This is a genomic window from Paenibacillus sp. GYB003 (assembly GCF_036577625.1).
Classification (GTDB): Bacteria; Bacillota; Bacilli; order Paenibacillales; family NBRC-103111; genus Paenibacillus_AB.
In genome coordinates, this window is the sequence record NZ_JARBDC010000066.1 from 148,147 (window position 1) to 172,235 (window position 24,089).

At 51.4% G+C, this 24,089-nt stretch carries 24 protein-coding genes and 2 pseudogenes; 6 read left to right on the forward strand and 20 right to left on the reverse strand.

The genetic code is table 11. The annotated features are described in order from the left end of the window. Positions 1 to 44 precede the first annotated feature (44 nt). Positions 45 to 1,463, forward strand: coding sequence for a DUF5050 domain-containing protein (locus PV407_RS21375; RefSeq protein WP_332092019.1), 1,419 nt, complete (start codon positions 45 to 47; stop codon positions 1,461 to 1,463). Between the two features lie 170 nt (positions 1,464 to 1,633). Here the strand turns inward: PV407_RS21375 and PV407_RS21380 are convergent, their stop codons facing one another. The 5 genes from PV407_RS21380 to PV407_RS21400 are packed head-to-tail and all read right to left on the reverse strand — an operon-like array spanning position 1,634 to position 4,183. Then, the gene (locus PV407_RS21380; RefSeq protein ID WP_332092020.1) at positions 1,634 to 2,395 is read right to left on the reverse strand and encodes an ABC transporter permease; all 762 of its coding nucleotides are present in this window, start codon (positions 2,393 to 2,395) and stop codon (positions 1,634 to 1,636) included. Next, on the reverse strand, positions 2,395 to 3,156 hold the full coding sequence (locus tag PV407_RS21385; protein WP_332092021.1) for an ABC transporter ATP-binding protein: 762 nt from the start codon (positions 3,154 to 3,156) through the stop codon (positions 2,395 to 2,397). Before PV407_RS21385 ends, PV407_RS21380 begins: the two co-directional genes overlap by 1 nt. Then, positions 3,140 to 3,520 carry a DUF1048 domain-containing protein gene (locus tag PV407_RS21390; RefSeq protein ID WP_332092022.1) on the reverse strand — a complete coding sequence of 127 codons (381 nt, stop codon included), beginning with the start codon at positions 3,518 to 3,520 and terminating at the stop codon, positions 3,140 to 3,142. Before PV407_RS21390 ends, PV407_RS21385 begins: the two co-directional genes overlap by 17 nt. 10 nt (positions 3,521 to 3,530) lie before the next feature. Further along, the gene (locus PV407_RS21395; protein WP_332092023.1) at positions 3,531 to 3,878 is read right to left on the reverse strand and encodes a DUF1048 domain-containing protein; all 348 of its coding nucleotides are present in this window, start codon (positions 3,876 to 3,878) and stop codon (positions 3,531 to 3,533) included. After that, positions 3,875 to 4,183: a PadR family transcriptional regulator gene (locus PV407_RS21400; RefSeq protein WP_332092062.1), complete on the reverse strand. Its 309-nt coding sequence runs from the start codon at positions 4,181 to 4,183 to the stop codon at positions 3,875 to 3,877. The genes PV407_RS21395 and PV407_RS21400 overlap by 4 nt, the downstream gene beginning before the upstream one ends. A gap of 700 nt (positions 4,184 to 4,883) precedes the next feature. Between PV407_RS21400 and PV407_RS21405 the strand changes: the two are divergent. After that, positions 4,884 to 5,553 (forward strand): annotated as a pseudogene (locus tag PV407_RS21405) (helix-turn-helix transcriptional regulator); the annotation flags it as partial. A gap of 641 nt (positions 5,554 to 6,194) precedes the next feature. Here the strand turns inward: PV407_RS21405 and PV407_RS21410 are convergent. The 4 genes and pseudogenes from PV407_RS21410 to PV407_RS21425 all read right to left on the reverse strand — a co-directional run bounded on the left by PV407_RS21410 (position 6,195) and on the right by PV407_RS21425 (position 9,712). After that, the gene (locus tag PV407_RS21410) at positions 6,195 to 7,061 is read right to left on the reverse strand and encodes a hypothetical protein (RefSeq protein ID WP_332092024.1); all 867 of its coding nucleotides are present in this window, start codon (positions 7,059 to 7,061) and stop codon (positions 6,195 to 6,197) included. Positions 7,062 to 7,099: 38 nt separating this feature from the next. Then, a pseudogene (locus PV407_RS21415) lies at positions 7,100 to 7,424 on the reverse strand (hypothetical protein). A gap of 408 nt (positions 7,425 to 7,832) precedes the next feature. Then, a complete protein-coding gene (locus PV407_RS21420; protein ID WP_332092025.1) occupies positions 7,833 to 8,504 on the reverse strand; it encodes a response regulator transcription factor in 672 nt (223 codons plus the stop codon). 11 nt (positions 8,505 to 8,515) lie between these two features. Continuing rightward, complete coding sequence (locus tag PV407_RS21425) at positions 8,516 to 9,712, reverse strand: sensor histidine kinase (RefSeq protein WP_332092026.1); 1,197 nt, start codon at positions 9,710 to 9,712, stop codon at positions 8,516 to 8,518. A gap of 130 nt (positions 9,713 to 9,842) precedes the next feature. Between PV407_RS21425 and PV407_RS21430 the strand changes: the two genes are divergently transcribed. After that, positions 9,843 to 10,292 (forward strand): hypothetical protein, encoded by a 450-nt coding sequence (locus tag PV407_RS21430; RefSeq protein WP_332092027.1) that lies wholly within the window; start codon positions 9,843 to 9,845, stop codon positions 10,290 to 10,292. An 80-nt stretch (positions 10,293 to 10,372) separates the two neighbouring features. Here the strand turns inward: PV407_RS21430 and PV407_RS21435 are convergent, their stop codons facing one another. Continuing rightward, entirely contained in the window at positions 10,373 to 10,717 is a 345-nt protein-coding gene (locus tag PV407_RS21435; RefSeq protein WP_442951695.1) for a GNAT family N-acetyltransferase, read from the reverse strand. Between the two features lie 370 nt (positions 10,718 to 11,087). Here PV407_RS21435 and PV407_RS21440 point away from each other — a divergent pair, with 370 nt between their 5' ends. Further along, positions 11,088 to 11,789, forward strand: a complete 702-nt coding sequence (locus PV407_RS21440) for a sulfite exporter TauE/SafE family protein (protein ID WP_332092029.1) — start codon at positions 11,088 to 11,090, stop codon at positions 11,787 to 11,789. Here the strand turns inward: PV407_RS21440 and PV407_RS21445 are convergent. Then, positions 11,784 to 13,253: a hypothetical protein gene (locus PV407_RS21445; RefSeq protein ID WP_332092030.1), complete on the reverse strand. Its 1,470-nt coding sequence runs from the start codon at positions 13,251 to 13,253 to the stop codon at positions 11,784 to 11,786. The genes PV407_RS21440 and PV407_RS21445 overlap by 6 nt on opposite strands. 264 nt (positions 13,254 to 13,517) lie before the next feature. On the opposite strand from PV407_RS21445, the gene PV407_RS21450 reads away from it, so the two are divergent. Further along, positions 13,518 to 14,030: a sigma-70 family RNA polymerase sigma factor gene (locus tag PV407_RS21450; protein ID WP_332092031.1), complete on the forward strand. Its 513-nt coding sequence runs from the start codon at positions 13,518 to 13,520 to the stop codon at positions 14,028 to 14,030. Then, positions 14,030 to 15,475 carry a DUF4179 domain-containing protein gene (locus PV407_RS21455; protein WP_332092032.1) on the forward strand — a complete coding sequence of 482 codons (1,446 nt, stop codon included), beginning with the start codon at positions 14,030 to 14,032 and terminating at the stop codon, positions 15,473 to 15,475. Before PV407_RS21450 ends, PV407_RS21455 begins: the two co-directional genes overlap by 1 nt. A 112-nt stretch (positions 15,476 to 15,587) precedes the next feature. On the opposite strand, the gene PV407_RS21460 is transcribed toward PV407_RS21455, so the two are convergent. From PV407_RS21460 to opp1B, 9 genes are all read right to left on the reverse strand, one after another. Further along, on the reverse strand, positions 15,588 to 16,007 hold the full coding sequence (locus PV407_RS21460) for a hypothetical protein (RefSeq protein WP_332092033.1): 420 nt from the start codon (positions 16,005 to 16,007) through the stop codon (positions 15,588 to 15,590). 182 nt (positions 16,008 to 16,189) lie between these two features. Then, positions 16,190 to 17,692, reverse strand: a complete 1,503-nt coding sequence (locus PV407_RS21465) for a DUF4179 domain-containing protein (protein WP_332092034.1) — start codon at positions 17,690 to 17,692, stop codon at positions 16,190 to 16,192. Then, entirely contained in the window at positions 17,682 to 18,215 is a 534-nt protein-coding gene (locus PV407_RS21470; protein ID WP_332092035.1) for a sigma-70 family RNA polymerase sigma factor, read from the reverse strand. The genes PV407_RS21465 and PV407_RS21470 overlap by 11 nt, the downstream gene beginning before the upstream one ends. 305 nt (positions 18,216 to 18,520) lie before the next feature. Then, a complete protein-coding gene (locus PV407_RS21475; protein WP_332092036.1) occupies positions 18,521 to 19,312 on the reverse strand; it encodes a class I SAM-dependent methyltransferase in 792 nt (263 codons plus the stop codon). Between the two features lie 168 nt (positions 19,313 to 19,480). Further along, positions 19,481 to 20,665, reverse strand: a complete 1,185-nt coding sequence (gene cntE / locus PV407_RS21480; protein ID WP_332092037.1) for a staphylopine family metallophore export MFS transporter CntE — start codon at positions 20,663 to 20,665, stop codon at positions 19,481 to 19,483. Between the two features lie 32 nt (positions 20,666 to 20,697). Next, the gene (locus PV407_RS21485; protein ID WP_332092038.1) at positions 20,698 to 21,441 is read right to left on the reverse strand and encodes an ABC transporter ATP-binding protein; all 744 of its coding nucleotides are present in this window, start codon (positions 21,439 to 21,441) and stop codon (positions 20,698 to 20,700) included. Further along, positions 21,428 to 22,249: a staphylopine uptake ABC transporter ATP-binding protein CntD gene (cntD, locus tag PV407_RS21490; RefSeq protein ID WP_332092039.1), complete on the reverse strand. Its 822-nt coding sequence runs from the start codon at positions 22,247 to 22,249 to the stop codon at positions 21,428 to 21,430. Before cntD ends, PV407_RS21485 begins: the two co-directional genes overlap by 14 nt. 7 nt (positions 22,250 to 22,256) lie before the next feature. Then, on the reverse strand, positions 22,257 to 23,150 hold the full coding sequence (cntC, locus tag PV407_RS21495) for a staphylopine uptake ABC transporter permease subunit CntC (protein WP_332092040.1): 894 nt from the start codon (positions 23,148 to 23,150) through the stop codon (positions 22,257 to 22,259). Continuing rightward, the gene (opp1B, locus tag PV407_RS21500; protein ID WP_332092041.1) at positions 23,151 to 24,083 is read right to left on the reverse strand and encodes a nickel/cobalt ABC transporter permease; all 933 of its coding nucleotides are present in this window, start codon (positions 24,081 to 24,083) and stop codon (positions 23,151 to 23,153) included. Positions 24,084 to 24,089: the final 6 nt, after the last annotated feature.

Consider the following 24,089-nt stretch of genomic DNA (forward strand, 5'->3'; position numbering starts at 1 on the left):
GGGGTACCGCGCCTAACCATAAATGATAAGGAGATGAACCGGATATGAACAAAGCCCGCCTTTGCCTCTGCGCATTGTTATTGAGCGGATCGCTTGCCCTGCTGCCGTCCGTTTCCAATGCGGCGGCCGATCGCGTCGAGGTAAGCTTCCCCGAATTTCCCGTGACTGTGAACGGTACCGCGCTGGATGTGCGGCACAGCGAATATCCGTTGCTCGTGTACAAGGACATCACGTATTTCCCGATGACCTGGAACAATACGTCCGCACTGGGGCTTACGGCTCAGTGGGACCCGGGGCTGGGGATGTCGCTGCATAACACGAACGCCTGCATACCGCTCCAACAGGATTTGACTTCCACCATCAACTCGAACGACGGTTCGCAAACGGCCGAGCTTGCGCCGTTTCCGGTTATAGCGAATGGTCAAGTGATCGACAATGCGGCCGAGCCGTATCCGCTGCTGCTTTACCGCAATATCACGTATGTTCCGATGACGTGGCGGTTTGCGCATGACGTTTTCGGATGGACGACGAGCTGGGATGCGGAACAGGGACTCGGGATTGAGTCCTGCGGAGGCGGGACGCATGCGCAAGCGAAGCAGGCCGATGCGCTCAATGTGGCGAATAACGGGCAGCTTGCCGTTCAAGGCGATTGGATCTATATGAACCCGGAGAATAAGTATTTCGAACCGAGTCATCTGGTGAAACGGAAAATGGACGGGAGCGAGGAAGTGAAGCTGTCGAACGACAATGCAGCGTATCTCAACATCGAAGGGGACTGGCTGTATTACACGATTCCCTCCCAAAACGACCCCGGCGGCATCTACAAGATCAAAACCGACGGAACAGGGCGCACGCAGATTTTCGCCGGCCATGCCGAGAAGCTTTGGGTGAAGAACGGCTGGATCTATTACATGCATAATACAAACGGCGGCGGCTATTACTGGACCGACAGCATTCGTAGGATCAAGATCGACGGTACGGAGGATCAAGTACTCCTGGCCAAAGACCAAAATTCGTCCTTTTCCGGATTTTTTCTCGACGGGGATACGATCTATTATGTAAGACAAAACAGTCTGTTTCGAATGAACCTGGACGGCTCCGACAATCGGAAGCTTCGTGAAGATGTGACCCGTGCGATCGTCATCGACGGATGGATCTATTATGTTTGCGATAACGGTACGCAATTGAACAAAATGAGCGGGGACGGACTGGTCGATATTCCGCTGTACACCTCGGAGCGCGGTATTTTGACGCTTCAATACCGCAAGGGCTGGATTTACATGGCGGGCGGCCGCTTCGGCATTCTGGGGACCGGCTATATCGACAAGCTCCGCATGGACGGTACGGGGAAAACCGGCCTGACGACCGCTCGTGCGAACTCACTTTACTTCGCAGGCGATGCACTGTATTACAACCACGCGTGGGAAGGGAACAGCCGGCTCGACCGCTTGGATCCGAAATAATACAGCAAGACTGAGGCCGCCGAATCGTTTCGGCAGCCTCAACTTAATTGGGTATTGAGCTATCGTACCTGTTAGCTTAACGGCATCAACGATATGACGCCTACTTCAATAAAAGAGCGTCGCCGGCGGAGGGGCCTGATGTTTTTGTCGGCCACGAATGCCTGCAAACATTAAGCTGCTTTCCGTTTGTATGCGCGCACCGCAAATAGATATGCGACGATCAGGATCCCTAAGCACCACGCAAGAGCGACCCAGATATCATTGCCTACCGGTTGACTTGACAATAGAGCACGGATCGTTTCTATGATAGAGGTCACCGGCTGGTTTTCCGCAAAGACGCGTACGACGGATGGCATCGTTTCGGTCGGCACAAAGGCCGAACTGATAAACGGCAGGAAGATAAGCGGATAGGAAAACACGCTGGCACCCTCCACCGATTTCGCGGACAGTCCGGCAATCGCCGCGACCCAAGTCAAAGCCAGCGTAAACAGCACGAGGATGCCGGCTACGGCAAGCCAAGACAGTACCCCCGCCGACGAGCGAAAGCCCATAAGAAGCGCTACGAGAATGATTACGACAAGAGAAATGGCGTTGGATACCACCGAGGTCAGCACATGCCCCCACAGCACGGAGGAACGCGCAATCGGCATGGAGTGAAACCGCTCGATGATACCCCGTTGCTTATCCAAAAACAGGCGGTAAGCCGTATAGGATATGCCGCTTGCAATCGCAATCAGCAGGATACCGGGCAACAGGTAGTTCACATAGTTATCCATACCGCTTTGGATTGCGCCGCCAAACACATAGACGAACAGTAGCATCATTGCAATCGGAGTGATGCAAACGGTGAAGATAGTGTCCATGCTTCGCAAAATATGGCGCATGGAACGTCCAAGCATCACGCTCATGTCGCTGAACAAATGCTCATTCATCAGTAATTCCCCTCCTTTTTACCAATGATTGCGAGGAATATCTCCTCCAATGAGGGTTGTTTCTCCACGTACTCCGTCTTTACGGGCGGGAACAGCTTTTTCAGTTCCTCAAGCGTGCCATTGGCAATAATCCTCCCCTTATGCAAAATGGCAATTTTATCGGCAAGTTGTTCAGCCTCCTCCAAATACTGAGTGGTCAGGAAAACCGTTGTGCCGTCGTCGGCAAGCTCCTTGACCATTTTCCAAGCCTCGATGCGTGCCTCGGGGTCAAGGCCTGTGGTCGGCTCGTCGAGGAAAATGAGCTGCGGCTTTCCGATCAGGCTCATGGCAATGTCGAGCCTGCGGCGCATACCGCCCGAATAGGCGGACACCTTGCGGTCGGCGGCCTCGGTCAAGCGGAAGCGTTTCAGCAGATCGTCAGCCACTTGACGCGGATTCGCAAGGTGTCGCAGTTTGGCGATCAGGATAAGATTTTCCCGACCGGTCAATATCTCGTCCACGGCGGCAAATTGCCCGGTCAGACTGATCGCATGCCGCACATTCTCGGGTTTTGACGCGACGTCAAATCCGTTTACGGTGGCGGTACCTCCGTCCTGTTTGAGCAGCGTGGAGAGGATTTTGACAATCGTCGTCTTGCCTGCGCCGTTGGAGCCAAGCAGGGCGAAAATCTCGCCTCGCTTCACTTCGAAATCGACGCCTTTCAGGACTTCTGTGTCCTTGAAAGACTTTCGCAGACCTTTCACTTCAATGGCTTTTTCCATCCCGATCTCCCTCTTTCTTTGTTTGATCCGTAACCTTTTTCATGGCCTTGTTACCTTCTTGGCCAACGGATTCTTGATAGAGGTCAGCGTAAGTTTTTGAATCTTTGATCAGATCGTCGCAGAAAGCCGCTACGTCATTGCCCGTCACTTCGAGCACGCCTTTCCCCAAGGCCGCGCCCTCTTCAAAAAGATCGATAATCCCCGAGAGCAAACCCGTCCCCTCGGTTAGCTCAACAGGGCCGACCTTAAAGAGATATTTTTGTATCTCTTTATAAACAATCTGATAATCTTGCGGGAGCGCTTTGACACGCGCCACGTGCGCCCGCCACTCTTTTTTGCCTTCGATGATATCTTTTATTCTCATTATTATCCTCCTATTTACCTAATTTTTTAGCGATATTATTGTTGAGCTGCTCGCGCCACTTGTCGCGAAAAGACTTCGCCCCTTCTTCGCCGACCAGCGCTGAACAGAAGCCTTTGATATCGTCACCCAAAACCTCCTGGACACTCCGACCGTCCGCCGCCGTTTCTTCGAGCAGGCCAAGCACACCGTCAAGAATTGGCATGAGGTTGCGACCGGTGAAATCGGAGTGCGGCCAAAGATTGGCATTCATTTTTTCCCATGCGGCTTGATAATCGGCCGGCAGCTTTTTGGCTCGCGATTCAAAATTTTTCATTTCCTTAGTCATGTCGCTTCCGGTGATTTTTTCCCAAAAATTCATTCTATCTTCTCCTTTAACTCGTTAATTTTTGATGATACGAATTCCCATTTTTCCCAGAACAGCTGTAGTTCCTTGCGCCCCGCGTCGTTGAGCACGAAAAACTTGCGCGGCGGTCCCATGTCGGAGGGCTTCTTGGTGATCTCCACCAACTTGTTTTTTTCAAGCCGGACCAGGATGGTGTATACCGTTCCCTCCACAACATCTGTGAAGCCGAGGGCGTTCAGCCGCCGCGTGATTTCGTAGCCGTAGGTTTCGTTGCGGCTTATAATTTCAAGGACACAGCCCTCAAGCACCCCTTTGAGCATTTCCGTTAGGTTTTCCAGCACAATCACCCCTTGCTATTCTGTATCACAGGTATGAAGTGATACTGACTACAGCTATAAAGTAACACGTAGTAGATGATTTGTCAATGGCGTTTGCCCTGACACGGATTTACTTTTTCAACTATCCTGTCCGTTAGGTGAACAAAGGCAGCCGACCATTCCGGCCGGCTGCCGTCATCAATATCGTACCCGTCAGCTTTAATCAATTGGAAGTATTTGACCTTGAGCTATCGTAGTAAATTCTTCATCGCCCACACCGGTTAAAGCGGCTAATACGTTCGCGTATTGACCGATGTGATGTTTTCACGCCGAGATCATCGGGTACAAAATCAACATGAAGTTTATGGCAGGCACTTTAGCTTCGGCGAAAAACTTCGCTTCCCTTAGTTCCGACACGAATATCGGGTTTCAAAAAATGATCCATGGTTGCCAACTTTCTTCCTCCCAATCAAAGATTTTGACCAAAAATACATTCCCATGCCGAATAGCGTCCCCAGGCCTCCGATGAACTGAAACAACGAAATAGTTTCCAGGTTCTCCGATAATGCCAACCGAGACGGTAGTCGCCCCAATCGACTTCATCAATACATTAAAAATAGATTGCCCAAAGAGAACAAAAAATAAGTCCAATCGGAGGCGTCGTATTCCGTTAAAGAGTAATTGTTCAACAAATTATAGATTCCTTAGTCATGACGGTGAATATGTGAGCTTTAATTTTCCGGAGAAGCTGCTCGCCTTTTATTCGGATAGCGCGATGGAAAGGAACCATGTTCTTCCTTACACGAATTCACACTTAGTATCAATGGTAATCAAAGGAGACGGGGAGTGGCAAAAGCAAATCCTGCAAATTTTATGGGAGATGAAGAAGAAATTTGATAGGAAAAGAATCATGGGGATGGCAGTATGAGATTTCCATTTATACGGTTCAGCTATGGCTAATTCTAATCTCCAATATTTCGTTATCATCGGAGGAATCCTCTAAAAGCAACAGACTCCAACAAGAGAGATTGCAATTGATGCTTAGCTTTATCCATCAAAACTATACGAACCCTATTACTTTGAATAAAATCGCTGATGCGGCCCATTTGAGTGTCTCGGCGTGTGCTCGCAGCTTCAAAAAAAGCATCCAAATGACTCCTTACGATTACTTGGTTACATATCGGATTAAAAAGAGCTGCGAGTTGTTAGAATCGACGGAGTATACAATAACCGAAATAGCCGGAAGAGTAGGTTTCAATCACGTCAATCATTTTATCCAGACCTTTAAAAAGCATCGCGACATTACGCCTAAGGAATTCCGAAAAATTCGAAAGCACTGCATAAACCATATCTCCCCGCGTAACTTAGCGTAGATCTGCGTTGTTGATGCCTTCTCGTGACCCAACATTCCTTGAATAAAATCAAAAAGCGTAAAGCAACCGGAGAAATCAAATCATATTGCATACATTAATAAATTCCAGCTGTTTCGATAATGTTTTTTTTACGGGGCGGTTCGCAACCCTTTTCAATACTTCCTCCCTGGTTTCTTTAGCGATTGATCCGGAAATATCGATTTGATACTTAAATATAGTCTTTTCTTCATTTCTTCTATCTAATTCAACTTTAACAGTAATCCCGTCTTAAGATAAATTCATAGAATCCAACACCATTCGCGTTGTAATAGTTAAACAAGAAGCAAAACCGGATTCTATTAGATCATGCGGTCAAAATAGTTGCCGCTTCCCCCCTTATCCTCGGCAACATCGGAATAAATTTTCGAAGTACCGTTAAAAAGCTCGTTAATATAAGCTTCGCTTCCGCTTGTTGAGATAACCATTGTATCCCCTCCGGTTGAATGTTTCCCTTTATTAAATAGGATAACTCTGACATCGATATTTGTGAAATATATTAAAATAATTTGCTCAATAGATAATACCTATAAGTTACTCCAACGCATAAAGTTGTTTAAAAACATTCAACTAGCGTACCTGTTAGTCGAAGCATTTATGGAGTTTCAAACTTTTATTACGCCATAATCAGATAATCTGGATATGGCCTCTAGGGTTAGCCGACCACGCCACTCCATCTCGGAAGATGGACCTGGAGCCTTCCAATTAATGGGCCACCCGCCATCCGGCAATTGATGTTTTGTAAGTACTTCAAGGTGACTGTCGATCTGGCTTTGTGTGAATAATGGTCGACATATTGAGTCGGGTTTACGTGCGAAATGAAGAGGCGTCAGGCCGTAAGCTTCTGAAGAAACATCTATCTTAAAAAATCTAGCTCGTGGGAGAGCTGTCGCGATTGCATCCAGCAGATTTTCTGCCATTACCTTATCGGGTATATATTCTGCCAATCTGGCAGCACATAAAAGAGCGTGAGCCTCAAACGGAGGATCCTCGACAAGTATTTTTGAGCAGGTCCCTGTTGCCAACGTCAACCATTCGTCTTCAACTCCCTGATAGTGTAGAAGTCCACAAATATCTGCTGTAGGATTAAGACCGGGAGATATAGTGTAGTTTATCCAATGACTTGCCACAGGCGACTGATATGCAGATTCTGTGAAAAATGAGACAAGACCATTCTCGCCAGAGACTGACTTAAGATAATTACAAATAGAAGCCGCAAATCCTACGTCACGATACCCTGCTTCTTCCAAAGCCCCAAGACCAAAAGAAGTTAAAAGCGGTTGGCTTTCTGGGCAACGAATATCAGGTTCTAACGCATGCCCTAGCCCGCCATCATCATTTTGGTAGGCACGCACAACATTACCTACGACAACGGGAGATTGGCCTTCAAAGCGAACCTCAAACAATCTGCGTTCCAACAAACGGGCATGTGTAAGCATAAACGACCGTGCTTTTACCAGAATATCACTCATTACCATTCAAACCACCTTTCTTAACGCGTGCAAAATATTTAGTAGGTTCTAGCTCCATTTTCATCCTTACGAATATGTTTATACAAATAAATCAATACGTTGAGGATGGACAAAGCTACGGTGGCCAAGAACATAAAAAATGAGATTTCATCTCCGCTTGTATTCATCTACAATGTAGCCGCTTGCATAAATGGCTAATGCAGATACACAACTGCAGAGGATTGATATGAATGACACTGAAAATAAGTTAAATAATTTCTTCCTTTGGAAAACAACAATCACCATCACAAGAAGTAATGCTAATATAAATGTAAGAAAGACTGGTCTTAAAAAAATAAACTCTGGAAATACATAGCTTCCCACTGTTAATTACCTCGCTTTACACAATTTGCTATACAGAACCGCCCGTTATCGCAGCGAGGCAGCCTAATCAATCATTGCAACGCCTACTCGTTTCCACCAGATTTTTTATCTAATATTTTTTGAAGCGAAATATGTATCGCTCTAAGGTAACTTATTATGTAAGCGAAACCTATAATTAATATCACGATGATAAATTCCATTGTTCGAACACTCCTCTGACGCCCATGATTAAACCTCATTTTACCATAAATGGAACTCTGTGCGGTAGCTAAGGCCGACGATCAATGCCCGGCAGCCTTGTCAACGGCGCGGGAAAATCTGCAAGTCCAAGCGGCAAACGGCGGTGTAAGCGAGCGGAAGATGCGGTACCCGGGCGGAAGCCGGTTTTCCGACATGTATCCCTTGCTCTTATTTCACAAGCTTCATTCGAATTGCGGTGACTACTGCCTGTGTGCGGTCCTGCGCCCCAAGTTTTTGCATGATATGGTGGATGTGCGTTTTTGTCGTGCCTTCCGATATGCATAAAATCGCACATATTTCATGATTTCTCTTCCCGTAAGCGAGCAGCTGCAAAACCTCCGTTTCACGCTCCGTCAAGACGCCAAGCAGCCGGTCTCTCGCGGAGGAAGTCGGCTCTTCCATCCCTGAGGTCACTATTTTGTCTAGAGCCCGTTTGGCCGTGCTGCTGTTGAAAAGAGTTGCCCCCTGGTGCATGGCGCGTATGCCGCTCAGCAATTCATCGGTATCCGTATCCTTCAACAAATACCCGGAGGCCCCGGCCCGAATTCCGTCGAACACGTATTGCTCCACGTCGAATGTCGTTAAGAGGACGACTTTTGTATCGGGCAAAGCTTCGACAATCGCCCTTGTCGCCATAATCCCCGTTCCGCTCGGCATCCGGATATCCATCAGGACGATGTCCGGAACGTTCCGTAAAGCAACGTCAATCGCTTCTTCGCCGGTCGAAGCCTCGCCGACCACCAGCATATCTTTTTGAATATCCAATATGTAACGCAACCCTTTTCGGATGAAAGGCTGGTCATCCGCAAGCACGATTCGTATCGTTTTTCCGGTTTGCATAACATGTCTCCTTATACCGTACTCGATGAAAGATCGAGCGGAATCATCGCTTGTATCTTTAAACCATTCGGCGAATTGGCGGAAAAAACGATGCTTCCTCCGGCTGCTTGGCATCGTTCGATCATACCGCTCAGGCCGAATCCGAAATGCAGAGGCTTTTCCCCGCTGAAATGACCGTCGTCCGTAATGAGAAGCTTTACATAGCCATTCGCTTCTTCTACCGCAACCTCGACCTGATTCGCATCAGCGTGCTTGAGAATATTGGTCAACGCTTCTTGCAAGATCCTGTAAAGAATCGTACTGCATTCAACCGGCCACTCGCCGATAGGCCCGTTTTCTTTATATCGGATCCGCACCATCGAATTGGCTTCGACTTGGGAGACGAGGCCTTTCAGCGCAATCGGTCCCAGACCCTTCTCATCGTCGGACCATTCCTTTACCGCCAGCCTGACCTCATCCATCCCTTTCCTGGCTACCTTCAACATTTCGTCCACGCTGTTTGCCGCCGCGACCGGATCTTTTGGAAGCATCAGCTTCAGCGCTTGAAGCTGAACGATAAGCGAGGTCATCTGATGTCCGAGTCCGTCATGTATGTCCCGCGCCAACTTCGCACGCTCCGTCAGCGCAGCATAGCCCATTGCCTGGACAGATGTTCGCTGCAGCTCGGCATACGCCGCTTGCAATTGGTCAAGCTGCTTTCGGTTCGTTCGATGCGCTTCGCGAAGCAGGCTTTGGTTTCGGACCGCCATATACATCAGGACAGCCGCTATTAAGGCGCCGTAGGAAACCCCGTCGACCAGCATGATTCCAAAAATGAGGCAAACCGTGACGACGGCGAGAGTAACGGTTGAACGGTTCCATTTCGGATCCGCTGCGCCCAGCAAGTACAGCAGCGGCCAGAAAATGCGGTGATCGGGGGAATCGGAATGAACGGAGCGAACGATGACGGCTATCGCTATAAGAACGCAAACCGCAATGACGTACCTTTTAGCGTTCCACCATCCTTTTGGCGCCGCCGCCATCCATAAGCAGCAAGCCGCGAAGGAAACGTAAACGATAAGAACAGCAATAGGCGGAACCGGATTCTCGGGCCAGATCAATACGAAAAAGGCGACGATAAACGTAATATGCGCGGCGCGCGCGTCAAAGTGCCGAAATAGGTTTTTGTTCATTGTTCTTTCCTTCGATTGAGCGATTTCCTTCATCATAACAGATGAATTCGTCTTGCTCATCAATCGATCGATGTAGTCGCCAAATAAAAATCAACCTCGGATGGACGTCAAAGGAATCGCATTGTGATACTTTTGGTGTGCAGAACAAAAACGAGGAGTGATTGCAATGGAACGGGCCGGAAAGGAAACAATCGAAGAGAAGAAAAGAACGGAGTTTTTTGGGATGGAGTTGCTGAAGAAACGATGGCCCTCTTTCGCGGCGTTGGCCATAGCCGCAACGGGACTCCCCGCTTCAACGGATCCCATGTCGTTGATCCTGTTTCTCGCAGCGCTTGTCTATCCGATTTCAGGCGCAATTCGCGGTCATCTCCGCGGGGTTCGCACCATCTTGATACAAGCGGTCGCATTGGCTTTATTCGGCGTGATCGCGTTAGTGTCCGTGTATGTCGACAGAGAAGCGGGGCTGATCCTTCTAGCGGCAGGTTATATCGGCCATACGATTTGGGACGCGGCCCATTTTCGGACCGGTAAGGTCGTCCGGCGGGGGTATGCGGAATTTTGCGCGGTTTTGGATTTGCTTATTGCAGCCGTTCTGCTCGCTCCGGTAATCCTGTAACGGGCGGGGAAGCCGCCTTTCCGCTTGTTCTTTGGAATCTGAACCGAAGCGATCGGTTTTCGCCCGCCTTGTTGCGACGCTTATGATGTTATTGGATTTGTCGGATCGATTGTCAACGTTTTCTTTAGCAGCACTTCATCGTCCCTAACGTAGCTGCAGTTCTCATACGTTCGTATTGCCGCATCGTTCCGTCTTCCTGTTAACACCTTAATCTCTGTTACTCCGCGAGCTTTCAAATGATTTTCCAGGCAAGCGATCAATGACGTCGCGATTCCTTTTCTGCGAACGGAGTCTTCCACATACATCTCCGTTATTTCTCCCAGAAGCTCCCGATAACAGAATGACATGAAGCTTTGGGCGCAGCCAAAACCGACGACTTTGCCGTCCAATTCTGCCACGACAATCAATTCGCTGCACGTACGCATACTCTTTACGATTTCCGCAACCGGTCTTCGGTCCCCTCCGTTAAACCGTTGATTCAGAGCTGCGAGCTGCTCCGCGTCCTCCGCGGCCGCCAGTCTCGTTCGTATCTCCAATTTTGTCACCTCAGCATTTTTATTTCATCCTTAGATATCGCGGTTTGCGATCCTCGAATCCCTTATCTTAATGGCATAGGATAAGGGATCGGCACTATAGATTCGATGACAGCGGAGCGATAACACCGGCCGGAATAGGTAAACCGGGATAACGATTGAAATCGGTTCAATTCGGAGGTTGCCTTTTCCGGCTACCTATGCCTATAATGCAAAGACAATTTAACCGTAGAAGGCGGTGTTTGGTATCGAAGATTGGATCATGCTTGCGATCGTCGTATTTGCCGCTTCTTTGCTGCAGGCCGGCACCGGCTTCGGCTTTTCAATAATCGGCACACCCTTCTTGCTGATGATTTATCCGGCGCATACGGCGATTCAGATCAACATTATCTTGTCGCTCTGCATTTCCGTGTTTATGTTGGTTAAAGTCGGTAAAGAAGTGGTCAAACCGCTGATGGCAAGGCTGATCAAAGGAAGCCTGATCATGCTTGTTCCGGGTTTGCTGCTTTATTTGTTTATGGACATCCGCGCGATGAAACTGATCGTCGGAGGCTTGATCCTCCTGCTGACCGTGCTGCTGATTATGCGATTCACGATTCGGCAAACTGCGGGCAGAGACTATTTGACGGGCGGTATTTCCGGTTTGCTGACGACGAGCATCGGCGTTCCCGGTCCACCGTTGCTGCTCTATTTTTCTGGCGCGGGTACCGAAAAAACGACGCTTCGGAGCACAACGCTTGCTTACTATTTGCTCGTGTACTCGGTAAGTCTCGGTTTGCAAATCGGCTTCGGCGGGACGGAAAAACAGGTCTGGGTATCGTCTGCCGCAGCCGTTCCGGCTTTGCTCCTCGGCATCGTTTGCGGACAGCTGATGTTTACGCGGTTCAGCCCGAGGGGGTTTCGGATATTGTCCTACGTCTTATTGTTGTTTTCCGGGGCGTATCTGGTCGTTACCAGCCTATGACAATCGCAGCGTCGTTCCCGCGATATCAAACAAATAATACGCCGGATCCTCGCAGCCGTAGACCGGATGGACGGATTGCGGCACCCCGCATGCAATCATTACATAGGCTTGAACCGGCAGTTGCTCCTCACGGATCTTGAAGACGCCCTGCTCATCCACGCCGAGGGTATGTGCATCCTTCATTCCATAATTCACCTGCGTTCCGTCTTCCAAGAGCTCCAGCTTCACAAGCCGATGATCGCCGCCGGAAGGCTTCAAGTCCATCAAATGCAGGCTCTGCGCCCTCTCGAAGAAATGTTTCGCCATGATTTGCCGCGGGAACTGCAGCCACTCGTCCGTCCAGCTGCGCTTCAACGCAACCGACTGTCCCGACACATCGTAACTGGCTTCCGTGTGGATGTAGCGCCCGCGATCGTCCCGATCCACCAAATGAAACGAAAGCTCCTTCACTCCGACGTCGCTCGCAACCACCGTCTCGTAGCTCAGAAGTCTAGCCTGACTGCTTACCGCCACTCGGGCCGCAACCATCTTCCATACCCCATCGAGCCCGAGCTGCTCCATCGATACGTTGCGAATGACCGTATCCCTGGGTCGCGACTCCAGAACGCCGGCGATCCCGGGCATCATCAGCTGCGAAACGTACAACAGCAAACCCAACAACGCCGCCTTATGCTTAATGCCGCGATTCGGCTTCGCCTTTCGGAACAACAACCAGTATACGGCAAAGCCCAGCGGCAGCCGGGTATCGTTCAGCGAAAGCGTAAACCCTCCAAGCAGCAAATAGCCGATAAGCTTCCACGCCAATCCGTTCTCCGGTTCCGAGCGCTTGCGATATAACACCGCCGGCACGACAACCAACATCGCCGTAAACAGGATCGGCAACCAGTACGCTGCATACTCCCCCGGCAGTTGTCGGTATCCGTATAAATAATAACCCGAGAAACGTACGTTGGCCCCCTGCTCAAACTTCCCGCGGTCCGCATCGTTAATGAAAAGCGAAGATACATTTCCCGGCCCATCCCCCGTGCCGAAGCTGCCCCCGAGCAGGTCGCGTCCCGCAGCGTCGGTAACCTGCCATTTCGTAAAACTTCCTGTGCTCGTAAAAGAACCGCCCGCAATGAGAGATGTAGACAGCAGTTGCCCGGAGGCTCGGTTCGGGTGCGGGATCGTATTTAGTTGAATGTAAAAGTCCTTTTCTCGCTTCGCGACCTTTTCCAATACAATTTTCGTGTCGAACTTCTCTTCGATGACAAGATTCAACCGCTTCTCTTCGCCGTCCCGATTCGGAATCCATTCCGGCTTTAAGAAGAACTCTGCTGCGACGCCTTCCTTCACAAGCGACAACGTATACCCGTCTTGGTTAGTGATTCGTTCGTATACCGCTTCGCTGCGGTTCTGGTAGAGCCAGTTTGCGACGATCAGGATGACGACCAATACGATACCGAACGAGACCTTCCATTTCAAAGCGTTATCCCCCTTTCCATGCCAAGGCGCTGTCCGGCCGAGATCCGTATAGTTGGTAAGACGCAAAATATTACCTCTTAGTTGCGTTCTCCTGCCCGATACCGCAGTGTGATCGCTACTCGACTTTGGATGCTCCTTGAGCATACATCGCCAAACACAGCAAGAGAAGTTAAAACCCTTTCCATCCTACAAAAACCGTTTTCACCGCTGCGCAGTCTAACATAAGAAACACAAAAGCGATCCGAGCCGGAAGGAGGGGAAGCTTTGGATTTGCCCCGGTTGGTAAAACTTGCCCAGGAGGGCGACGAGCAAGCGATCTTCCATTTGCTGCAGCATCATGTCAACAAGCTGTACCGCATTGCCTGGTTTTATTTGCGAAACGAGCCGGATGCGCTGGAGGCGCTGCAGGAAACAAGCTGCAGAGCTTTTGCCAAACTCGGTACGCTCAAGAAACCGGAATTTTTCTCCACTTGGATCGTCCGTATTATGCTGAATGTCTGCATGGACGAGTTGAAACGAAAAAAAAGGTTCGCCCCGCAGGATGTGCCCGAGCTTGCGTATATGGAAGATAATCACGAAATCAAATATATATTGGAGCAAGAGCTGGAGCGATTGGATCCGCGTTGGAAGCAGGTCATCATTTTAAAATATTACGAGGGGCACACTCTGACGGAAATTTCCGATATTTTGGACTGCCCGGTCGGGACAGTAAAATCGTGGCTGCATAAGGCGCTGTCGGCGCTGCGAACGACAGTGGGAAAGGAGAGCGGGCTCTGATGGACGATATGCGGAAGGTAGAGGCGATGCTTTCCCCGCCCGGGGATGTTCGCGTGCCGGATCAGGCGTTGAGCTATATCCGTGCCGGCATAAGCGAAGGCCGAAAATATCGGAGGCGATACAGATTTATCCGAGCGGTCAGACGTTCGGTTTGCTACGGAGCTGCGGCGGTTCTTGTATTGCTGTTCGGCCTAATCGGGATGATCCGCTTATCCCCGGTCGTAGCTTCCGGCTTAAGCCACATTCCGCTGCTCCAACAATTAGTAGAAAAGGTGCGGGCTGACCGCAGCATCCAGCTGGCCGCCCAGCATGACTACGTACAGCATGTGAAGGCCTCGACGGAGCGCGATGGCATCGAACTGACGATTGACAGCATTATCGCTGACGAGTGGAGGGTCGTGTTGTTCTACACGCTGCGCTTCGACGAGAAGAAATACGTCGATGTAAGGCTGGGGGGGATCGATTTCTACGATGCGCTGGAAGAACGATTGGGTTTGGATAACCGGTTACCTGTTATCGGACGATACGCTTCGGGTTCGGTGTGGCCGCCGGAAGCGGATCTGATGCGGGAAGGCAACACCATTCAGGGCAAGAGCGAGTACCGCTTTAATACCCCGCAGCAGCTCCCGACCCGTATTAAGATCAAAGCCGGAATGAGCGCCGAGCCGGTGCAGCTCGGCAGAAGCATTCCTTTGATGGAGGAATGGGTCGTCGAATTGCCGGTGGATCATGAGAAATTTTACGGCAAGCGGAAAACGCTGCCGATTCAGCAGACGGTCACAGTCGGCGGGCAGCGGATTCATTTCCGGCAGGCTACCTTGTACCCTACCGTCGTTCAGCTGGATTTCGAATACGATGCACAGAACGAGAAGCAAATTTTCGGTATCGACGATTTGCGGCTTTTGGATAATACTGGCCGCGAATGGGCGCCGATCGAGATGGGCATATACTCCCCCGAGTACGTGTCCGATGTCCGGACGGTTTACTTTGAAAGCATGTATTTTCAAACACCGCAGTCGTTGACCTTATCCGCCTCTCGTATACGCGCATTGGAGAAAGACCGGCTTCAAGTATCGGTCGACCTCCATAACAAATCGCTGCTACAAAGCCCGACCGACCGGCTAAAATTGGAGGATATCAACCTGGTAACAAGCCGCTTTTGGCCGGATGCTTATGAACTGGTATTCACGATGGACAAACCGGATCACGCGAATACCGACGTGCGTCCGATCATCATGAGGCCGGATTCCGATGCGGCAGGCAGACGTATACTGGGGAGCTCCGGACAAAGCGGAACGAGCGACGGGGGCAGCCGGTATGTGATGAAAACCGCGGATACGAATCTGGTCAGTCCGCTGACGTTCACGATCGTGGACTACGGCTATGACAAAATCGTCGCTCCCTTCGAGGTCCTCATCCCGACCAAGGGAGACGGTGAGCAGTAAACGAGTATATAGCAGGCCGGGAACTTCCGGCCTGTTTTTTTCACAGCAATGCGATAGGGGAAAATTCAAATTGATTGTATCGTCTCATCAATCGATTTGAACTCGTACTCCGTTAGTGAATGATAGGAAGGAAATATTCTACATTATCATCGCCAATGAACTGCACGCCTTTCAGAAAGTCATACTGTGAAACTTCATCCTTGGTTAAGCCCCTTGCATCATAAATAATTTCGCCGGCTATAGTTATCGTTCCCCGGTCGTCGTAATGAACGCTCTCGTATTGGATTCGGGTTATTCTTTCTTTAATATTTTTTGTGAAAATGACATCTGCGGAGCCAACGATACTAATGTTATTTGGATTATTCATCACGATACTGTAAGCCAACTTCTGGTTGTCCATGCCTTCTTCTCCGGTAAATACAGCGCCGACCGAAACCGAACTGCGGGATATTTCCACGCTTCGATCTTCGGCTTCCTTTGAACAACCCGATGCCGCGAAACATAAGACCATTAATACAACTATATACTTCACCAGTTTTACCCACCTGAAAATGTTATTCATTCCATTTATTTTACGTTCCCGAAGCTTGGAAAGTTGCATAATACTGTCCGTTAGAGCTCAGCTAACATAACGAGGCTGCCGTTGATCTTCCCGGCAGCCCCAACACGCGGTCTCCCTCCATATACCCATTAGAATTACATTCACCGGGATCGCTATTTCCGTAGATCCGGGGCAGGCAACGTCCAATCCACATTGCTATAAAGCCTGTCCACGACGGTACGCTTGAAGATGAGCTTATCCGGTATCGTTTGCAGCTGCGCCATGCGGAGTTGATAGAACAGCTCCGGTCTGCCGCCGGACAACGTAATCTTTTGATCTTTCCACCCCGCTCCGCTTCCGCCCGAAACGCCGCGTTTGGTAATCGCGTACTCCTTGCCGTCAACACTCAGCACGATATACTCGTTATAACTATCTTCGTTGCGAAGGTTGCCGCTTATATGCAAAGCGCCTTCGGGAACGTTTCCGTTCGTGTCGGGGGGAGACTCGACCGTAAATTTCCTCAAAATGATCTCGTCCCCGTGCGATTGGAACGTAACCGGTTGATCGATCAGCTTGGCCGGCTCGAATTCAACCGAAGTTCCGTCCGTTTCCGCGATCGAGTAACCGTCAAACACGAACCGGTACGGTTGATCGTGAGGCAAATACTGAAATATGAAGCTCCAGTACATCAGACCCGGTTTATTCCCCGGCATTTTCGAATGACTCATTAAGCTGTCCATATGAGGCGATTTCCGCGTATTGACGCTATGGATTTCGTTCCCCTCGGCATCCTCGAAATGAAATTTCAGCATCTGTTTTTTCCACAGGTCGCCCGGAGAACGAATCATTGCTTCTTCACTCAACTCCGTCTCCAGCTCCAGACGAACGCCCTGAACCATTTGGGTCAATCGTTTCAAGCGGATCGTCATTCCGTCCGGCGACGTGTAGCCGCCTTCGAACGGCGTTTCCTTCGTTTGCTTCCTCGCTTCCTTCATGTCGACCGAAAATTGGAAGCTCCAATCCCCGCGGGTAACCGGTATGTTCCGATTTTCGTTCCCAAGCTGCGTAAGCTGGCCCTCCAGTGTAATCGAATCCGTCTGCAGAGGTTCGGGGAAAAAGGCGACCATATAGTAGAAATCGTTGGTAAGTCCCATATCGTACATAGTCCCGACGATTCGCCCCTCAGCATCCTTAATCGTCACCTGGTTTTCCCGTGAAAAAAAGAGGCTTCTGCGGTCATGCCGGCCGTCCGGTCCGAAAAGCTGGAGCGCCATCACGATACGCGTCGGATCGGCCACGACTTCATCCACCTTGACGGTGTACCCCTTGTCCTTTACCTTGATGTTCGGGCGATGTACCAGTCCGAACTCTTGAGCCCGCAGCAATCCGATATCGACATTGTCGCGGGTAAACAGAGAGCGTATACGATCGGCCAGCGAAGGAACGGCGAATACGGACACGATGCCGATAAGAAGCAGAAGCGCTGCCGCTCCAATTGCGAGGCGCCACGTCCTTCGGCTTGTTCGGGAAAAAGCCGCTCCGGACCGAGCCGTCTGCGCGCCTGCAGCGGGCAGGGACGACAGCGTCTGGTCGATTCGCAGCCTGACTATGTCCGGAAGCTCAACGACGTGCCCCTCCATCCGTGACTTCAGCTCCTGATCCATCTTATCCTTCATAGCCGACCTTCCTTTCGACGGCGGGAATGCGGAGCCATTCCGCCAAAGTCAATCGGGCGCGATGCAGCCGGGATTTGACGGTACCTTCCGTCGTCTCCAACAACTCGGCGATTTGCTTAAGGGGCAAATCCTCGTAATAGTACAGGGTGACCACCATCCGAAGCGTGTCCTCCAGACGATCGACCGCTTCTTTTACATCGATTTTGTCATATTCGCATGGGCTAGCAGGCTGAGTTAAATCGGGTTCGGCCAGCACCATTCTTTTTTGCCTTCTAAGGATCTGATTGCACTCGTTGATTAATATTCGCAGCAGCCACGATTTGAAATAAGCCGGTTCCCGAACGGCGCTAACGGACTGATAAGCCTTCAATATCGTTTCCTGGATCGCATCGGCACAATCCTCATCCCGCTTCACAATCGCCCGGGCTACGCGATACAAATTCGTTTCCAACCGTTTGATCAAGCGGATAAAAGCTTCCCTGTCGCCTTTCCGGGCCAGGATTACATCGTCTTCCAGCCGCACATTCCGAAGCCTCCTTTTCACTGCCCTTTTCTTGCAACTAGTCATTAGATGGGGCAGCGAGCCGTTCGGTTCGTTTTATTTCCGATTTTTTCATAAATGGTTTTAGGCGGGCGTCAGTCCGACAGCTTCGACATCACAATCTTAATGTGGCTCGAGTCAACGGATTCGAAAAAAGGAGCCGTGCTGTAAACACGGCTCTTCCCTGTTCAAAATAGAAGCGAAGCTGCCGTTTATCTTCAGCGGCAGCTTGATAATAAATCTATGGAAAGTCTCGCTCTTCGCTGCAAATGCAATCATAGTCAAAATCATTTAACAGCATAAACGGATAACCATTGGGGAATCGCAGCCAAAGGATTGTGTTCCCATTGATACAGTCGATCGACTTCTTCCTTCGACATGGTTTCTCTTTCGCCGCTAACTTCAAACCAATAAGTATTGTACTCCGCGTACATCTCTTCCATATGCTTGATGCCGAGACCCGACGATACGATCGCATTGACGATATCTTGCATTCGCCATGTATAAGCCGGTATTTCTCCAAAAGGACCGATCGCATCATAAGGCTTTTTTATCGCTAATTTCGTCGTATTATTTTCGAATGGACGGGTAAACGGGTGAACCTCGTACATGATATAGGCACCCTTGCTTTTAAGGATTCTGCAAATATGCCGGTACATGGCGTTTAAATCGTTCATCCACACATGAACGCCATTCGAGGTGTAAACAAAGTCGTACTCATCGCTTTTTATATGCCTTAGCTCCATCGTATCATCGCAAACGAAGCGGATATCCCAACCGTGTTTGTTCGCAATTGCAGCACCGTTTTCCAGCTGACGTTCGGAAATATCAACCGAAGTAACGGTCGCTCCCATCAAATGAAAAGCAAAAACGGCATGGTTGTCGCCGCTGGAAGGTACGCAAATTCGTTTGCCCCGCAAGCTGGGGAAGACCTCTTTAATCATTGAATACGTGGTAGGGTGAAACGCCGATTCCGGGCGTGCTATTAGCTTTGAAATCCTCTCGTCCGTGCGATATTTTGCAAAATCCGTATCGGACCATTCGTTCCAAGCATCTCGTACACGATTCTTTTGATCCATGATACAGCTCCGATTTTCATGTATTTGAGAAGGAGGCGCATCGGGCATCCCTCCGACTCAAGCTAATGGTACTCTTTTTCCAAAGCCGTATTCACCCTATTCATTCATTATAAATAATTTATACGAATCGCCGTTTGTCGGGAGGAGCGCGGGGGCTTCCCTTTTCCCCTATCCGACTTCCCCCATTGTACGCCGGTTGAAGGCAACCAGCATCATCGCCATGCCAAGCGCGAAACAAAGCAGATACATCATGGAATAGGACGACAGATCCGCCACCGGCCCCATCGCGATACTGCCGAGAGATACCCCCAGATCGGCCATCGCGATAAACAAGCCGATCAGCACATTGCGGTTTTCCTTAGGCAATACAAAGCTTAAGTAAGTCGTCAAAGTCGGGTAAATCAGCGCTTGGGCGACACCCATCAATAGCGCGCCGATATATAACAGGAGCGCTCCGCCCACAGCCGCCAAGCTGATACTGAGCGATGCCGCCGCGAGCAGAAGCATGGTGCCCATCATAAAAAAGGAATGCCACTTGCCGTCGGACGGAATTCTTTTCCTCAGCGCAAAGCGTGCCGCAACGACAATCGCCGCCTGCAGCATCAAATAGACGGCCGCGCTCCCGCTTTCGATCTGCGCGGCGTACAGCGGAATAAAGGCGGTCACCGCCCCGAAGACCAATGACGCGCTCAGCATCAGCACGCTGCTTTTGAACAAATGAGGGTTTTGCACCAGCTGGCCGAACGATTTCACCATCTCCGCGCCCTGGTTCCGCCGTTCCGCTGCCGCCTCGACCGGCTTATGAACGATTTTCGCCGTGTAGCCCGCCGCGTTTGTCAGTACCGCGATGGCGATCATGGCTGCCGCAAACACGTTCATCTCCCCCGTCTGCCACATGCCGACGGCGATCAAGGGACCGATCACGCCCGGCAAGTAGGAGCACAAGGAGTACATCGATATGCCCTGCGAACGGTCTTTGTCGGGGAGGGCGTCAATGATGCCCAGCTGCAGCGCCATCGAGAAAAAGGCCGTACACACCCCCTGCAGGATGCGGGCGACGATATAGCCGCCAAGACCGGTAAAAGCATACATCGCAAGCGCAACCCCGTTGACGGCCAAAATGACGCGCAGCACCTTGATCGGCCCGTGACGCTGAATCAGTTGGCCGGCCCATGGCCGGAAAATCATGGTCGTCAACAGATACGCCCCCATAATGACTCCGATCGTCGAATTGGAGGCGCCCAGCGCTTCCCCCTTCAAGGGGATCATCACATTCAAAATCGAATTGGCGCTAAAATACAATAGCGTCAATAGATACAGCCGCAGAAACGCCCAGGATAACGCTCCTTTCACCGCTTGCGCTCCTTCCCCATTGTTTCGGTACGTCATACCATGATCTTCCGCAGCAGTTCCCTTGCGTAGGGGGACTCGACTTCGCTCAAGCGATTGACCTCGACAAGCTCCTCGATCCGGCCGCTTTTGACGATCATAACCCTGTCGCACAGATAGGCCGCCGCCTGAATATCGTGGGTGATGAAGATATAGCCCATGCCGTACGTTTCTCTCAAGCGTTTCAACAATTCAAGCACCTGCATTTGAACCGAGCCGTCGAGCGAGCTGATCGCTTCGTCCAGCACGATGCATGCCGGCTCGGTCGAAACCGCTCTGGCGATGCATACCCGCTGCGCTTCTCCTCCGGACAGCTCGTGGGGATACTTCGGGAGATAGGATTCATCCAGGCCGACTTGCCGCAGCAGGCGCTCGATTTTGCTTCTGCGCGACCGGCGCGTCTCTTTCGCAAGCTTCAAGGGCTCGAGTAGTGCCTGCTCTACGGTATAGAACGGATTGATGGATGACGTATAGTCCTGGAAGACGGCGCTGATGCCTCCCCTTCTTGAACCGCGATCCAAAACCGGCTTGCCTGCGAACGTGATCGCGCCCCGATCCGGCTTTTCAATTCCGAGCAGCAGGCGCCCCAACGTCGATTTGCCGCACCCGCTTTCGCCTATAATGCCGAGGCATTCGCCCCGCTTCCATTCAAAGTCGATATCGTACAGCACTTGCCGCCGCGCTTTGCCGAACCAGCCGCCTTGTTTGTACGATTTGCACACACCTTCAACTTTCAACACCGCCATGGCCCCCCATTACCTGCATGAAGTGACGAGTCAGCGTCAGCTTGGACGACACCAGATAACGGGTATACGGATGCCGGGCCCCCGAGAATATGTCGCCGGTCTCGCCGCGTTCAACAATTTCTCCGTCCTTCATGACCAGTACCTCATCGGCAATACGTTTGACAACGCCCAGATCGTGCGAAACAAAAATCATCGAGCTGCCCGTGCGGCTCCGCAATCGCACGAACTGTTCCACCACCTCATATTGCGTAACGGCATCCAGCGCTGTCGTCGGCTCGTCGGCAATAATAACGTCGGGCTCCAGCACAATGGCGAGCGCGATCATGATCCGCTGCAGCATGCCGCCGGACAGTTCGTGCGGATAGCGGCTCATTACCGCGGCCGGGTCCTCGAGGCCGACGCTCTCCATTGCTTTTTTTAAGGTGACGGCCATCTCTTCGCGGCTCCGCTTCCCATGCACGGCCAACGTCTCACGCAGATGGGCGCCGACGGGACGGGACGGATCGAATGCGCGCATGCCGTTCTGCATGATCATGCAGAGCCGCCTTCCCCTCATCCGGCGCATCTCCTTCTCGGGAAGCTCGGACAGATTGACCCCGTTCACAAGGATGCTGCCGGACTGGCGAAGCCCCGCCCGAATCAGCCGCATTATCGCCCGGCAGGTCAACGACTTCCCGCTGCCGCTTTCTCCGACGATGGCCAGGCATTCTCCGTACTTTACGTTGAAGGAGCTGTCCCGAACAAGCACGCGGCCGGTCAGGCCGTCCCATATTTTTAAATGATGGACTTCGAGCGCATTCATAAGCGGATCAGGCGACCTCCTTCCCCTGCCGTTTCGGCACAACTGCGCCCGAGCGCGATTGCGCCCCCCGACGAGCAGTCGTCAACTTCGGATCCAGAGCCGTTTGGAGAGAATCGGACAAAAAATGGACCGCCGATACGACAACGACGATCGCCAAGCCGGGAGCCAGCATCAGTTCCGGCCGGGAAAACATGACCGATCTCGCTTCGTTCAGCATCATCCCCCACTCGGCATGCGGCGCCTGAACACCCAGGCCGAGAAAGGACAAGCCGGAAATTTGCAGAATCATCGATCCGAAGGAGCTGCTGGTAATAACGGCAATGTCCGGAAGCGCAACCGGTACGATATGCTTTGCCATGATGCGGATATGGCCGGCGCCGAGCGTTTTGGCGAACTTCACATAATCGGCGTCCGCATATTGCATCACGGCGGTACGAATGGTGCGGGCAAACCATGCCCATTTCATCAGCACGAAGGCGATCAAAATAGGTTCCAGACCCGCACCCAGCATGCCGACGATGGCGAGCGTCATCACGTATCCCGGGAAGGACAGCATACAATCGCACAGCCTCATGAGCATCGCGTCCGTTTTGCCTTTGAAGTAGCCCGCCGCAAAGCCGAGCACGGCCCCGATCCATGCCGACGCGGTCAGCGCGACGAGCACCCACAACACGCTGGGGCGAATACCGTAAATGAGCCGGGACAGGACGCAGCGGCCCAGATGGTCGTTGCCAAGCCAATATTCCCAGGACGCCCCTGCAAAACGAAGCTCCATCTGCACCTCGTTCGGGTCGTGCGGCGCAAAGAACGGCGCGCAAATGCCGATAAAAAGAGTGGACGCGACGACGGCCAGCGAAGCGGCGCCCAGCTTATTGTTGATCGCATGCATAAGCAGCTTCATCTAGAGCTCCTTCCTTAGCTTGGGATTGAGCGCCCCGTTGATGATGTCGGAAGCCGTATTGAACAGCACGAAGGCTGCCGAAAGCACCAGAACATACGCCTGGATGATCGGAAAATCCCTGCTCAAAACGGATCTGACCGTCAACGTCCCCAGCCCCGGCCATGCGAATATGTTTTCCACCACAACCGTGCTCCCCAATAGGATGGGAATCGCAAGGCCGAACACCGACACGGCGACCTGCAAGGAATTGCGCAAAATATGCAGCGTGATGCTTCTCTCCGGCAAGCCGCACGCCCTGCCGTACAGCACATAGTCTTCATGAAGATTGCTCAGCATCGAGCTGCGGATGATCCGGAAGTAGATGCCCGCGTAGCCGATGACAATGACCGTTACCGGAAGCACATAGCTGCCGGTGGAGTCCATTCCGCTGGTAGGCAACCAGTCCAGCTTGACGGCAAAAAACCAGACCATCAGCGCCGCGAGCCAGTAAGGCGGCATGGAAGTCAGCAAGAAAGAGACGCCGCGGACCGTAAGATCCAGCCCTTTCCCCTCCCTCAAGGCACAGACGACGCCCAACGCAATCGACAGGACGATAATGAACGCCGCCGAAACGAGCGTCAGCTTGAGCGTGTTGAGCAGAGCCGGTCCGAGCAGGTCCCATACCGGCTTTCCCGTCACATAAGAGCTTCCGAAGTCAAGCTGAAGGCAGGAAACCAGCCAATCCGCATATCTGACCAGCAGCGGCCGGTCCATGCCGAGCTCCGTTCTTGTCTCCGCGATCAATTCTTCGGTGACAACCGGCACTTCCTTCGCGCGCAGTACAACCTCGGCCGGGTCCATCGGCGATAGATGATTAAGCGCAAACGTCAAAAATGAAATGACAACAAGCATGGGTAACGCAATGAGTGTACGTTTAAAAATATAACCGCCCATAGTCCT